Consider the following 13,580-nt stretch of genomic DNA (forward strand, 5'->3'; position numbering starts at 1 on the left):
GGTTACTTGCCCTGGCCTGTGGTGCGGTTGGCATTGTTCTTCTGTTCCTGCGCGGCAGCCGCGCGTGATTCGGCGATACCCACCGCGCGTGCCGCCGCGGCCTTTTCGTCTTTCTGCAGTTCCAGCGGCTGGAACGAGCCTTCCGGCGCCAGCCAGCCACCACTGAACCCGGCCCGCTCCAGTCCCTTGCGGATGTACGGATTCTTCTTCATCACTTCCCACACGAAATCATTCCGGTAGTTGGCGATCATGGTCAGGATCGGGCCCTGGTCGATGGCGATGTAGTCGCTGGCGACCCAACCGCGATCCGGCACCAGGCGGCCGGTCTTGATCGGGATGTCGTAGTTGAAGCTGGGGTTGAACGAATCCAGGAAGCCGTAGCTGGAATAGATGTAGTCGCCAAAGCGCTTGTGCATCTCCAGCGTGGCCGGGATCACCTGCTCGGGGGCGAACACCACCGACGCGATCGCAGCGGTGGGAGCGATGGTGCCGTCATCGAAGTTCTCGCGCAGGCCGGCGCCGCGCGAGGAGTAATGGCGGAACTGGCGCTGCTCGCCGCGATAGTCCTGGGTGGTGTTCTGCGGTCCGTCGCTGGCGGTCAGACCCCACACGTTCTCGCCGTACTCCTTCCATTGCATCGGGTTGGCGATGGCGTACTCGCGCTGGGCCAGTGCGGCCGAGCGGCTGTTGAGGAAGTAGGTGCTGCCACGCTCGCGCATGTACGCGTCCTGGATGTCGCGGAAGTCGATCCAGACGTGGCTGTACTGGTGGCCGAACAGCGGGCCGAAGGACAGGTATTCCTGGCCCTGGTAGACGCCCCAGTCATTGTCGTAGGTTCGTGTCCACACGGTCCACGCATCCGGGCTGACCGGATGCGTCGGCGAGCCCAGGGCGAGGATGTAGACCATCATCGCCTCGTTGTAGCCCATCCAGTCGTGGTCGATGAAGCCGCTCTCGGGGAACCAGCCCATCGAGATCAGCGGCGCACGCTGCTGCAGCCACGGCCAGTCGACCTTCTTGTACAGGGTGTCGGCGATCTGCCGGATCTCCTTCTCGCGCGGATCGTCGCCGTCGTAGTACGACTGCGCGAACAGCACGCCCATCATCAGCAGCGCGGTATCCACCGAGGACAATTCGACCCAGCTGTCGTAGCGACGGCCTTCCTGCATGTCCAGGAAGTGGTAGTAGAAACCCTTGTAGCCGGCCTTGCCGGTGCGTTGCGGGCCCATCGGCACGTCGCGGAAGAACTTCAGCGTAGTCAGCGTGCGCTCGATCGCCTGGTTGCGGCTGACCCAGCCGTTCTCGATGCCGATCGGATAGGCGGTCAGCGCGAAGCCCACCGAAGCAATGCTGGCGAACGGCCGCGACGGATAACGATCCGGGGTCAGGCCGTTGATTTCATTGGTGGTGTCCCAGAAGAACTGGAAGGTACGGCGCTCGATGTCATCGAACAGCGGCGGCAGCACCGGTTTCATCGGCCGCGGCGGTGCGTCGGCCTCGATCAGGATCACCGGCGGCCGCGGTTTTGCAGGCTCCTGCGCGGCCGGTTTGCAGGCTGCAATGGCCAGGGTCATCGCAGCGGCGGTCATCAGGTGGCGTGCCTGCATGGCGCGGTTCCTCCGGTGGGCTGATCGATCCAAGAGCATAACGTCCAATGACCTGAAATCGTTTACAAAATGCGGTCTGAAAAAACCACGAAATCGTGGTTCATGACACCGCGATCATTGCCCACGCCGCTGCCCCCTGCCCGGCAGCGGCGTGGGCAATGGACCGGCCCGGGGCCGGCCATTGCCGTTTTCACGCGCCCGATGCCGCCGACGGAGCGGTGGCATCGGGATGTTGCGTCGAGCGGTTCCGCTTAGAAGCGGAAGCCCACCTCAGCCTTGACCTGGCGCGGAGTACCGATGATGTCGCCGGTCTCGTTGTAGCTGACCAGCAGCTTGCCATCGCTCTTCACGTAGTTCAGGTTCGAGAAGTTGTCGAAGTTGAGCACGTTGATGATGTCGATACGCGCGTACAGCTCGGTATCGCCGGCCAGCTTGAAGGTCTTGGTCGCCTGCAGGTCGAGCGAACGGTAGCCGAAGATCTTGCCACCGAGCAGGAAGTGGCCATTGCCCGACGGTGTACCGGCAGCCGGGGTCGGCATGCAGTTCGAATTGCCGGCCTGGGCGATGCAGGACCAGTCGTTGCCCGGGGTCGGCGTGGCCAGGGTCAGCTTGCCACCAAAGGTGATGCCCCAGAAGCCGTCATACGAGCCGGTGACCACCAGGCGGTGGCGCGGCGCGCCGTTGGACTTGATGGTCGGGTACTCACCAATGGTGCCGCGATCGAACGAGTAGTGCTCGTTGATGTTGCGGTTGTGGCGCGCATTGGTCCAGGTGTAGGCGATCGAGGTACCCCAGCCGCTTTCCTTGCTGTAAGGCTTCTGTGCCGACAGCAGGATCTGGGTGGAGCGGGTCTTGATGCCCTGCTGGCCGATGATCAGGCTGCCAAAGCCCGGGATGTTGCAGCCCCACGGCTGACCGTAGGTCGGCTCATCAGCGCCGCACAGCATCTGGTTGTCGAAGAAGTTGCCGTTGTTGAAGCGGTTGCCCAGGGTGAAGGCGAAGCCATCATAGGTCAGCGTGCGCGAGATCGTCGCATCGGTCAGCCACTCGCCAAACTGATTGCTCATGCCCAGGCTGAACTGGTCCGCGTAGGGCACCTTCATGTTGTTGTTCAGCATATCGACTTCCATGCCTTCGTTGCTGGTGGAACCCAGCAGCGCCTGCACGTTCTCGATGCCGTTCAGCAGGTTCGGGTTCCAGTCGAAACACGGGGTCTGGCCGTACATGCAGCTGCCGGTAGCCGGGTTGCGGAAGAACACGGTCGGCTGCGGCAGCGCCAGCTTCGTGGTTTCCAGCGCGAGGTTGTCGAACAGGTCGCGATCATAGGACCGGCCGGCGCCACCATGGAACACGTGCCGTTCGTCGGCATTGACGTCATACGAGAAGCCCAGGCGCGGCTGCCATGCATTCTTGAAATTCTTGCGATTGTGCCCGGTGCTGATGTAGTCGTTGACGTTCAAACCACTGAGCGCCAGCGTCTGCGCATAGGTCTGACCCGGGGGTGCGTGCCTGTCCTGCGAGAACAGTGCGTTCACAACCTCCGGCGGGGTCACGAAATCGGTATAGACCGGGTTCTTTTCGTAATCCCAGCGCAGGCCGATGTTCAGCTGCAGGTGGTCGTTGACCTGCCAGTCGTCCTGGATGAACAGACCGATCTGCTTCACCTTGGCGCGCACTTCAGACTGCACGCCGGTGACACCGGTGCTGGCCTTGGTGAACTGCGCCTTGTAAGGGGTACCGGACGCGAAGGCAGGGTTGTCGATGGTGTAGAAGAACTGCGGATTGATCTGCGCCGCGTCGGAGGCATACAGATCGATCTGCTTGTACTTGGCGCCCATCTTGATGGTGTGGTCGCCGGCCCACTGCAGGCCATCCAGAGTCAGGTTGTCTTCAATCGCCCAGCCCTTCTGGCCCTTCACCTGCGAGGCGAACGCATCGGCTGCGCCCACCTGGACGAGGGTCTTTTCCTGCGGGGTGTTCCGGTTCTTGTCACCGAAGTCCGGCGCGGTGTAGATGATGCCGTTGCCGTAGGTCAGCGGCAGCGGGTTGTTGAAGGACTCTTCATGGGTAACCATCAACTCGTTGTAGAAACGCTCGCCGCTGTGGTTCCAGCGCAGCGCGTAACGGCGGTCGGTGTTGTCCACGACCTTGCCGTGCACCTTCGCGGTCTGGCCGCTGAACTGCTGCTGGGTTTCGTCACGGTCCTGGAAGGTCAGTTCGATGCGATCGTTGTCGGTCGGCTCGAAATCGATCTTGGCGAAGATCAGGTCCTGCTGGAACGGCTGGCTGGCCGGGCCAAGGCCTGCTGCACCGTCAGCGGGCAGATTGGCGGCCGACGGAGTGACGGCACCATCCGGCGCGATGGTCACCGGCAGGTCGAAGCGCTTGGCTTCATAGGTGACGAAGAAGTGGGCCTTGTCCTTGATGATCGGGCCACCCAGCGCGAAGCCGTATTCCTTCTCGGCAGAATCTTCCTTGCTCTTACCCGGCTGGCGTTCGGCCGGGGTCATCGCACGCATGCTCTCGTTGGTGTAACGGTAGAAGGTCTCACCCTTGAACTCGTTGGTACCCGACTTGGTCGCGGCGGTGATCGCGGCACTGGAGACCTGGCCGTACTCGGCCTTGTAGTTGCCGGTGATGACCTTGTATTCGCCGATGGCCAGCTGCGGGAACGGATTGCCGGCGCTGCCGGACTGGCCGGAGATGCCGCCGCCCTTGACGTAGCTCTTCTGGCCCACGCCATCGATGTAGACGTTGGTGCCATCGGAGTTGGTCGCGCCGCCACGCAGCGAGGTGTTGCCCTTGGCATCGCGGGTGAAGATCATGCCCGGCACCGCGTCAGCGAACTCCAGGAAGTTGCGCGAGACCTGCGGGGTGGTCTGGATCTGCTGCAGACTGACGGTCTTGCCGACTTCCGAGGTGCGCACTTCCTGCAGCAGGGTCGGCGCGACGACGTTGACGGTGTCCAGGTTGGTGGCTGCGGTCGTACCCGGGGTGCTGCTGGCAGCGCCGGCGAAGTTCAGGGTAGCGGTCGAGGCCACGGTGACGGTGACCTTCTGGGTCTGGCCATTGGCGACCACGTTGTAGGTGCCGGGGTCCAGGCCCATCAGCGAGTAGCTGCCATCGGCACGCACGCTGCCGCGACGGACGGTGCCGGTGGCCACGTTGGTGGCAGTGACTTCGGCGCCGGCCTGGGCGCCGGATACCTGGCCGCGCAGGCTGGCATTGGCCGACTGCGCCATGACGTTCGGAGCAGCGGCCAGCATCAGGCAGCTGACCAGTGCGGTGCTCAGCAGCCGGCGTGCCGGCGTGCGGAAGGTGGTGTGCATCATCAACTCAATCTCCGGGTGGCGGTGACCGCTCGCGCGGTCCCTGCGATCAATCAAAAAGAAGGAACGCCTCTGGCTTCAATGGCCCGATGGCGGAGTGGTGGAATCGCGAACTATCAAGCGGGGAACCAGGGTCTGCTTGTCCCCTGTCCCGTCCGTGGAGGTGCCGTCCATCAACTGCAGCAGGCGCGTCATGGCCCGATCGCCGAGTTCGGCGATGCTGACCTGCATGGTGGTCAGCGACGGGTGCACGAAACGCGCCAGTGGAATGTCATCGAAACCCGCCAGCGCGACATCGGACGGGACCTGGACACCGGCCTGCGTGAACGCATACAGGCAGCCCAGGGCCATCATGTCGTTGGCGGCGAACACGGCATCGGGCAGCGCTCCGGCTGCCAGCAACTCCTGACCGGCGCGATGACCGGAAGCTTCGTCGAAATCACCGGGAAGCTCGATGCCTTCGGCGCCACTGCCAAAAGCCGCCAGCGCGTCACGGAAGCCGCGCAGGCGCTCGCGCGCGTCGAAGTTGAGATCCGGGCCAGAAATGAAAGCGATGCGGCGGTGGCCAGCGTCGAGCAGATGGCGGGTCATCGCCATTGCACCGGCATGGTCGTCGATGCTCAGCACCGGGTGGTCCTGCCCGGGCAGATAGGTGTTGATCAACACCGTCGGCAATGACTGCGGCAGGTTGTCGGTCAGGAAACCGGGGCTCTCGGCATAGGGCGAGAGCACCAGCAGGCCGTCGACGCGGCCGCGCATGGCGCGCAGGGCCGCACCCTGCTGTTCCTGGTCACCGTGATAGCTGGACACCAGCAGGTGCTGGCGACGGCTACGGGCGACGTTGTCGATGCCACGCATCAGTTCGGAGAAGAATTCGCCGTACAGATCCGGCAGCACCACACCCACCGTATTGGTGCGGCGGCTGCTCAGGCTGCGGGCGGCGGCGTGCGGGGTGTAACGCAGCCGTGCGGCCACCTCCAGCACAAGCTGGCGGACCGGTTCGGCGACATTTTCATGCCCGTTGAGCGCGCGGGAAACCGTGGCCACGGAGACCCGGGCTTCGCGTGCGACGTCTTTGATTGTGATAGCTGCCTTGTTCACGAAGCCGCCCTCCACGGCTTGGACCTACCAGCATTGGCGCGGAATGTAAGCGTTTCCATCTGGGCTTGTAAACAGTCCGTTAGGCGAATGTCCCGAAATGGACATAGAAATCTGTCTGTGCCGCCCCCTGCGGGGACCGGCCAGGACAGCGTGGGACAAGGGCTCAGCCCTGTTCTGACGGTGTCAGCGCACGGATGGACAGCGCATGGATGTCGGTATCCATCATCGCCCCCAATGCGGCGTAGACCGCGCGGTGCCGGGCCAGTGGCCCCAGTCCAGCGAAGCGTTCGCTGACCACATGCACGTTGAAATGGCCGCGACCGTCGCGGGCACCGGCATGGCCAGCGTGGCGATGGCTGTCGTCCTCGATCTCGAGCACGCTCGGGGCCAGTGCTTGCTGCAGTGCATCACGCATCCGCACGATCCGTTCCGCGTTCACGGCAGCACCTTGCGGAACGGGCGTACCTGCACGCGTGTGTAGACGCCGGCGGCCACGTACGGGTCGGCGTCGGCCCAGGCCTGGGCCTGCAGCAGCGACTCGAACTGCGCGATCACCACCGAACCACTGAAACCAGCCGGGCCCGGGTCTTCACTGTCCACCGCCGGGCACGGCCCGGCCAGCAGCAGGCGCCCCTCGTCGCGCAGCGCGTGCAGGCGCGCCAGGTGTTCCGGCCGCGCCTGCAGCCGTTGTGCCAGTACATCCTGGCCGTCATATCCTTCAATCACATACCACACCGGCATTTCCTCGCTTGCGTTGTCGGTCCGCTGATTCTAGCCAATGCGCCCCCTGTCCCGGCCCCGACTGGACACTGGCTCGGCAAAGGCTTACCCTAGACTCCATTGCACGTGGCTGGATGCAGCAGCCCGTCGGTTTTTGCGGCCAACGCAGCCCCCGACGACCGTCCCGCTGTTTCAATGGGGCCACGTAGACGACCTCCCCGTAGTTCCGTCGCTGCCGTTTCCTGCGGCGCGTCCTGCTGTTTGATATGTGTGGAAGCGCGCCGATCCCGGCGTGTCTGGTGCCCTGGGGCTCCGTGGCGTTGGCCCGGTGAATCCGGTGCCGCGACTGGTCCGTTGCAATCCTGATGTCCATTAGATGACTTCCGAACTCGCGCTCGACGCGAACCCGCCAACCCGGCCGCCCGCCCCCCAGCAGCAGGAAATGCCGCTGGCCGTGGTGCATGGGCAACCGGTCCTGCAGATTCCGCAGGACCTGTACATCCCGCCAGATGCGCTGGAAGTCATCCTGGATGCTTTTGAAGGCCCGCTGGACCTGCTGCTGTACCTGATCCGCCGGCAGAACCTGGACGTGCTGGACATTCCCGTGGCCGAGATCACCCGGCAGTACGTGGAATACATCACCGTGATGCACGAGCTTCGTTTCGAGCTGGCGGCCGAGTACCTGGTGATGGCCGCGATCCTGGCCGAGGTGAAGTCGCGCATGCTGCTGCCGCGCCCGGTCAGTGAGGAAGGCGATGAAGCCGACCCACGCGCCGAGCTGGTGCGCCGGCTGCAGGAGTACGAACGTTTCAAGCAGGCTGCCGAGGACATCGACGCCCTGCCCCGCCAGGACCGCGATACCAGCCTGGCCCATGCCTTCATGCCCGAACGGGCGACGGTGAAACTGCCGCCGCCGGTCGACCTGAAGGAAATGCTGATGGCCCTGCACGACGTGCTCAAGCGCGCCGAGCTGTTCACCGGCCACGCGATCAAGCGTGAGGCCTTGAGCGTGAGGCAGCGCATGGGCGAAGTACTCAGCCGGCTCGAGGACGGCAAGTTCTATCGTTTTGAAGGGTTGTTCACCGCTGAAGAAGGCAAGCTGGGCGTGCTGGTCACGTTCCTGGCAGTGCTGGAACTGGCCAAGGAGCAGCTGCTGGACATCGTCCAGGAAGAGCCGCTGGCGCCGATCTATGTGAAATCCCTGGCCGCCGGCAACACCAACGCCCCGCTGCAGTTCAGCAGCGAGTTCGACGACAACGACGCCGCCAATGCAAACGAGTGAGCGCTGACTGCCGATGGATCAATCGCTGATCGACCGCATTGTCGAAGGTGCGCTGCTGGCCTCCAGCCAGCCGCTTACCCTGGCCCAGCTGAAAGACCTGTTCCCGGAAGAGGAACCGGCACCGCCGGGCAGCATCGAACGCGCACTGGAACGCCTGCGCGAGGCCTGCGAAGGCCGCGGGGTGGAACTGGTCGAGGTCGCCTCCGGCTTCCGCTACCAGGTCACCGGCGAAGTGCATGCCTGGATCAGCCGGCTGTGGACCGAGCGCAAGACCCGCTACACCCGTGCCACGCTGGAAACCCTGGCGCTGATTGCCTACCGGCAGCCGATCACCCGCGGCGAGATTGAACAGGTGCGTGGCGTGGCGGTCAGCAGCAACATCATCCAGGCACTGGAAGAACGCGAGTGGATCCGCGTGGTCGGCCACCGCGACGTGCCCGGCAAGCCGGCGCTGTTCGGCACCACCAAAGGCTTCCTGGACTACTTCGGCCTGAAGCGGTTGGACGAACTGCCCCCGCTGTCGGAACTGAAAGACCTGGGCGAGCTGGACCCGCAACTGGCCCTGGATCGCGATGCACCGGCCGTGGCCGGTGCCGATGGCCCGGATATCTCGGCCGGCGCCGAAAGCGCTGCCGCAAACGATGACGCCGGCCTGGCCGGCAGTGACACCCCCGATTCCGCCGATGCGCCCCCTGCATCGGCCTCCGATGAGCAAGCACCTTCGCCCCTCGATGATGGGCACCCCGATTCCGCGCCGGGCGAGCGCGCGGTGCCAGTGAACGAACGCGAAGACAACGCCGTCGCGATGACGACCGTGGCTGTTGACCAAGCCGATTCCGAACCAGAGGCCGACCCCGAAACCGTCGGCCGGAGCAAAACTGATGAGTGACACCCCTCGCAAGCTGTCGTTGAACAAGCTCTCGCTCAAGCGCGAAGCCACCTCCGAACAGTTCAAATTGGAAGAACGCCTGCACAAGGTACTGGCCCAGGCCGGCCTCGGCTCGCGCCGTGCGCTGGAACAGCGCATCGCCGAAGGCCTGGTCAAGGTCAACGGTGAAGTCGCGCAGACCGGCATGTCGGTCAAGAGCGGCGACAAGATCGAACTGGACGGCCGCGGCTTCGTCGCCACCGCCCTGGCCGAGCCGTCGCGCGTGCTGGTCTATAACAAGCCGGAAGGCGAAGTGACCACCCGCGAAGACCCCGAGGGCCGCCCGACCGTGTTCGAGTCGCTGCCGCCGCTGAAGGGCGCGCGCTGGATCGCGGTCGGCCGCCTGGACATCAACACCACCGGCCTGCTGCTGGCCACCACCGACGGTGAGCTGGCCAACGCCATGATGCACCCGTCGTTCGAGGTCGAGCGCGAGTACGTGGTGCGCGTGCGTGCCCCGGAAGGCGAAGAGAAGGTCTCCGACGCCATCATCGACCGCCTCAGCCGCGGCGTGGCGCTGGAAGACGGCCCGGCCAAGTTCGACGAGATCGAACGCATCGGCGGTACCGATTCGCACGACTGGTTCCGCGTCGTGGTGAAGGAAGGCCGCAACCGTGAAGTTCGCCGTCTGTGGGAATCGCAGGGCTGCCAGGTCAGCCGCCTGAAGCGCACCCGCTACGGCAAGGTCACCCTGCCGCGCGAACTGGCCCGAGGCCATTCGGTGGAACTGGGCAGCACCCAGGTCGAGGCCCTGCGTGCACAGCTGAAGCTGGAAGAAGGTGCACCGTCGGCACTGACCCTGCAGCCGGTGATCGGCCAGCGTCGCGCCGCCAAGACCACCGTACGCGTGCGCGAAGGTGGCCGTGGCAACGCCTACGTCAACGGCCACAACACCGCCGATGAAGGTCGCGAGCTGCGTCGTTTCGACAACGTCCGCGAAGACCGTGGCCGTGGCCGCGGTGGCAAGGGCGGCGGCTTCAAGGGTGGCCTGACGGTCAGCGGTGAAGCTGCAGCCAAGCAGTCGCAGAAGCCGTTCAAGCAGCGCGCGCCGAAAAATGATCGCTCGCTGCCGGAAGGCAACCCGGCCGCGTTCCGTACCTGGTACGTGCCGGATGGTGTCAGCACCGGCCCGAGCGGCCACCGCAATGCCGGTCCAGGTGCACGTGGCCCCGGCGCACGGGGTCCGGGCGCAGGCGGCCAGGGCCGTCCGTACGGCAAGCCGAAGGGTCCGGGCGCGGGTGCCGGTGGCGGCCAGGGCCGTGGCGGCTTCGGCGGTGAAGGCCGAGGTGGCGCCGGTGGTGCTGGCGGCCAGGGTCGTCCGGCCGGCGCGGGCAACCGCTCGCAGGGCCAGGGCAACAAGCATCCGTACGGCCATCCGGGCAACGCCCCGAGCTTCCCGTCCGATCATGCCAACCCGGGCTTCAGCCCTTATGGCAGCCCCCGTCCGGCCGGCAATGGCCGCCCGGGTGGTAACCCCAATGCACGTCCGGGCGGCAATCGTGGCGCAGGTGGCCCCGGCGGCCCCGGTGGCAACCGCGGCCCGGGTGGCCCCGGCGGCAATCGTGGTCCCGGCGGCCCGGGTGGCAACCGTGGCCCGGGTGGCCCCGGCGGCAATCGTGGTCCGGGCGGCCCGCGCCGCAGCGGCCCGCGCGGCGGCTGATCGCCCGCGCGACTGAAACAAGAGACCCCGGCTCCGGCCGGGGTTTTTCGTTTCCGTACAGAAAAAGGGGACGGAGGGGATTAAGTCGCTTTTGCCGTATTTGGTGCCAGAGGGTCAGAAGCGACTTAATCCCCTCCATCCCCTTTTGCGTGTCGCTGGAAGGCGGCGGGTGTGGTGCCGGCCATGCTGCGGAAGAAGGCGATGAACGGGCTCTCGGCGGAGAAGCCGGTGTCCTGCGCCACGTGCGCGACGCGGTGGCCGAGCAGCAGCAGCTCCATCGCCCGCATCAGGCGCCATTGCTGACGCCAGGCCTGGTAGCCCATCCCGGTATCGCGTTGCATCAGCCGGCCGACAGTACGCACGCTCAAGCCCGCGCGTGCGGCCAGCTCCCCCAGTTCGGGTGGCAGCTGTTCGGCCAGTGGCAGGCAACGCGCGATGCGCGGATCGCGCGGTAGCGGCAGATCCATCGGCGCCACCGGTGCCTCAGCGATCTCCAGCACGCACAGCGCCAGCTGATGGTGCGCGCGCGGCGCCTGCCAGTCGTGGTCGAACGGCGCCTGCGCGATCGGCTCCAGCAATGCCTGCAGCAACGGACCGACGCCGATGATCGACGGCTGCTGCGGCAACCGGGCCGACAACACGGCATCGAAGTACAGCGAACGGTAGTCGACCGCCTGGCGCATCTGCGCGCGATGGCGCAGCCCGCCCGGAATCCACGCCGCGCGCGCGGGCGGCAGCAGGCTGATGCGATCACCGTAGGTGAGGCGCGTGCAGCCCTGTCGGGTGTACAGCAGCTGCGCGCGTGCATGCTGGTGCCAACCCGAGTCGTGATCCGCCAGTGAGGCCGCGATCCCCAGCACCGGGGCGCTCCAGGCATCGGCGTCGAAGTACGCGTCCGGCTGCAACCAGGCCATGTCTGATTTCATGTATTCAATGACAGAACAGACAGAGTGCGCCATCGCGGACGCGACCACAATGCGCGGCCCTGTTCCCGGAGCGCCCGCATGTCGCGCCGCCTGCTGTTGCTCACCATTGCACTGCTGATGTTTCCGCAGTTGGCACAGACCCTGTACAGCCCGGCCCTGGCCGATCTGGCCGAACGCTTCACCTTGCCACCCAGTGCCGCCAGTCAGGCGATGAGCCTGTATCTGTTCGGCTTCGCCGTCGGCGTGCTGCTGTGGGGACGCTTGGCCGACCGTATCGGTCGTCGGCCCGCGCTGCTCGGTGGCCTCGGCGTCTTCGCAGTGGCCGCATTGGGCGGCCTGATGGCCGGCAGTTTCAGCCAGGTCCTGCTGGCCCAGGCACTGGCCGCGGTCGGCGCAGCCGCAGCATCGGTAGTGACCCAGACCGTGCTGCGCGATCATCTGCAGGGACCGGCGCTGGCGCAGGCATTCTCCTGGATCGGCATGGCCCTGGCCCTGAGCCCGGCCATCGGTCTTGCGCTGGGCACGCTACTGGTCACGGCCAATGGCTACGCCGGTGTGCAGACCGGCCTGCTGCTGATCGCCGCACTGCTGGTGGTCGCGTGCCTTGCAGTGCTGCACGAGAGCCGCCCTGCCCAGGTTGGGCATACGCCGCTGCTTCCGTTGCTGCGGCAACTGCTGTGTGATCGCTGGATCTGGTCGCAGGCGCTGTTGGTGATGGCCTTCAACGTGGCGATGTACAGCTGGTATGCACTCGGTCCCTTCGTGTTTGCCCGCCAACAATGGCCGGCCAGTTGGTTCGGTGCCAGCGGCGCCGTGCTGGCGCTGGGTTCAGCGCTGGGCGCATGGGGCAATGGCCGCCTGCTGCGTGCGGGCATTGCTTCGGCCACGCGCATCCGCATGGCCTCGATGCTCGTTCTTGTCGGCGGCGTGCTTGCCGCGCTGCTGCATGACCATCCCGCCGTGGTGGTCGCAATGCTGCCGGTAGTGGCGGGGTTCGGCCTGGCCATCCCCAACGTGCTCGGCCAGGCCCTGCGCGGGTATCCGCACTGCCTCGGCAGTGCCGGCGCACTGTTCGGCCTGCTCTACTACCTGTTGATCGGTGTGGCGATGGCGTTGGTCGGTGCACTGCAGCTACTGGCACCGCCCCTCATCGTCTGCGGGCTGTTGGCCTTGTGGCTGCAGCGGCCTCGCTGCCGGGCCGCCTGACACAAGATCCGGTTTTCGTCCCTAAGGAGGTAACGCCGCACCCCGTTCCAGGATGCGAAGCACATTGCCAAGCAATGCCTCCGGATGCCGGCAGAGGCCCCGGGGAGTTTCCCCAGGACCCGGATGAGCGGACAGCCGGTTACTGGACGTTGATCACTTCATCCATCGGCGCGAGGAAGTTGCCAGGGCTGTTGCGCGACGCCGAGATCACATAGGTTCCGGGTGTTGCGATGGTCGCGGTGCAATGGCGGATCGGCGTGGTGTTGCCACCGTCGTAATTGTCATTGGTACGGCACAGGAACTGACCATTGGCATAGACCGAGAAATTGCTCGTTCCATCCACCTGGCCACCGCCCGTGATGTAGATCTCCGACGGCGAGCCGGCCACGCGCGGCAGGGTTCCAATCTCGAACCTGGCTGTTACCGGATGCGGCAACAGGCTTGGGCAGGACACAACGATTCCGCTGTCGGACAGGCAGACTTCGGCGTGGGCGATGGCGGGCGTGGCGATGAGGGCCACGAGCAGCAAGGACGTTCTGAACTCCATTCCAGCGTCTCCAATGATCCCAGCACAATCGCTGGGATGTCCCTGTTATTCATTGCAGGGTTACTGCAAAGTCATGGAAACGTGAATGCATTGCGCACCTGCGGCGTCGGATGGCAGCAGGATCCTCTCTGGGCGGGGCGTTGCACGCCTTCGCTGCCGTTGGCACCGATCCCTTCCCGATGACTTCATGTCGATGCAGGATGCCTACCGCCGCGCGGCACTTTTCCTGCCGCGTCTCGACGTTCACAACTTGGGTTAGGAATTGCTGCAAACG

Annotated in this window: 11 protein-coding genes; 4 read left to right on the plus strand and 7 right to left on the minus strand. The window is 65.4% G+C overall.

Annotated elements, in window-relative coordinates:
• Window positions 1-2: 2 nt before the first annotated feature.
• The 5 genes from ABR323_RS15035 to ABR323_RS15055 form a co-directional block, all read right to left on the minus strand.
• The gene (locus ABR323_RS15035) at window positions 3-1,607 is read right to left on the minus strand and encodes a glucoamylase family protein (protein WP_439449895.1); all 1,605 of its coding nucleotides are present in this window, start codon (window positions 1,605-1,607) and stop codon (window positions 3-5) included.
• Window positions 1,608-1,858: 251 nt separating this feature from the next.
• On the minus strand, window positions 1,859-4,939 hold the full coding sequence (locus ABR323_RS15040) for a TonB-dependent receptor (protein WP_439449896.1): 3,081 nt from the start codon (window positions 4,937-4,939) through the stop codon (window positions 1,859-1,861).
• Between the two features lie 75 nt (window positions 4,940-5,014).
• Complete coding sequence (locus ABR323_RS15045; protein WP_135274469.1) at window positions 5,015-6,052, minus strand: LacI family DNA-binding transcriptional regulator; 1,038 nt, start codon at window positions 6,050-6,052, stop codon at window positions 5,015-5,017.
• A gap of 148 nt (window positions 6,053-6,200) precedes the next feature.
• The gene (locus tag ABR323_RS15050; protein WP_439449897.1) at window positions 6,201-6,476 is read right to left on the minus strand and encodes a BolA family protein; all 276 of its coding nucleotides are present in this window, start codon (window positions 6,474-6,476) and stop codon (window positions 6,201-6,203) included.
• Window positions 6,473-6,772, minus strand: coding sequence for a YciI family protein (locus ABR323_RS15055; protein WP_032129789.1), 300 nt, complete (start codon window positions 6,770-6,772; stop codon window positions 6,473-6,475). Before ABR323_RS15055 ends, ABR323_RS15050 begins: the two co-directional genes overlap by 4 nt.
• A 361-nt stretch (window positions 6,773-7,133) precedes the next feature.
• Here ABR323_RS15055 and ABR323_RS15060 point away from each other — a divergent pair, with 361 nt between their 5' ends.
• Genes ABR323_RS15060 through ABR323_RS15070 form a run of 3 tightly spaced genes read left to right on the plus strand, consistent with a single transcriptional unit; the run spans window position 7,134 to window position 10,627 of the window.
• The gene (locus tag ABR323_RS15060; RefSeq protein ID WP_439449898.1) at window positions 7,134-8,039 is read left to right on the plus strand and encodes a segregation and condensation protein A; all 906 of its coding nucleotides are present in this window, start codon (window positions 7,134-7,136) and stop codon (window positions 8,037-8,039) included.
• A 13-nt stretch (window positions 8,040-8,052) separates the two neighbouring features.
• Complete coding sequence (gene scpB, locus ABR323_RS15065; RefSeq protein ID WP_135274472.1) at window positions 8,053-8,928, plus strand: SMC-Scp complex subunit ScpB; 876 nt, start codon at window positions 8,053-8,055, stop codon at window positions 8,926-8,928.
• Window positions 8,921-10,627, plus strand: coding sequence for a pseudouridine synthase (locus tag ABR323_RS15070; RefSeq protein ID WP_439449899.1), 1,707 nt, complete (start codon window positions 8,921-8,923; stop codon window positions 10,625-10,627). Before scpB ends, ABR323_RS15070 begins: the two co-directional genes overlap by 8 nt.
• A 125-nt stretch (window positions 10,628-10,752) precedes the next feature.
• On the opposite strand, the gene ABR323_RS15075 is transcribed toward ABR323_RS15070, so the two are convergent.
• Entirely contained in the window at window positions 10,753-11,541 is a 789-nt protein-coding gene (locus ABR323_RS15075) for an AraC family transcriptional regulator (RefSeq protein WP_439449900.1), read from the minus strand.
• A 90-nt stretch (window positions 11,542-11,631) separates the two neighbouring features.
• Here ABR323_RS15075 and ABR323_RS15080 point away from each other — a divergent pair, with 90 nt between their 5' ends.
• Window positions 11,632-12,759: an MFS transporter gene (locus tag ABR323_RS15080; RefSeq protein WP_439449901.1), complete on the plus strand. Its 1,128-nt coding sequence runs from the start codon at window positions 11,632-11,634 to the stop codon at window positions 12,757-12,759.
• A 139-nt stretch (window positions 12,760-12,898) separates the two neighbouring features.
• Here ABR323_RS15080 and ABR323_RS15085 read toward each other — a convergent pair whose 3' ends face one another.
• The gene (locus ABR323_RS15085) at window positions 12,899-13,306 is read right to left on the minus strand and encodes a hypothetical protein (RefSeq protein ID WP_135274476.1); all 408 of its coding nucleotides are present in this window, start codon (window positions 13,304-13,306) and stop codon (window positions 12,899-12,901) included.
• Window positions 13,307-13,580: the final 274 nt, after the last annotated feature.

Origin of the sequence: Stenotrophomonas sp. ATs4, assembly GCF_051861585.1 — a bacterium.
Taxonomy (GTDB): domain Bacteria; phylum Pseudomonadota; class Gammaproteobacteria; order Xanthomonadales; family Xanthomonadaceae; genus Stenotrophomonas; species Stenotrophomonas maltophilia_AS.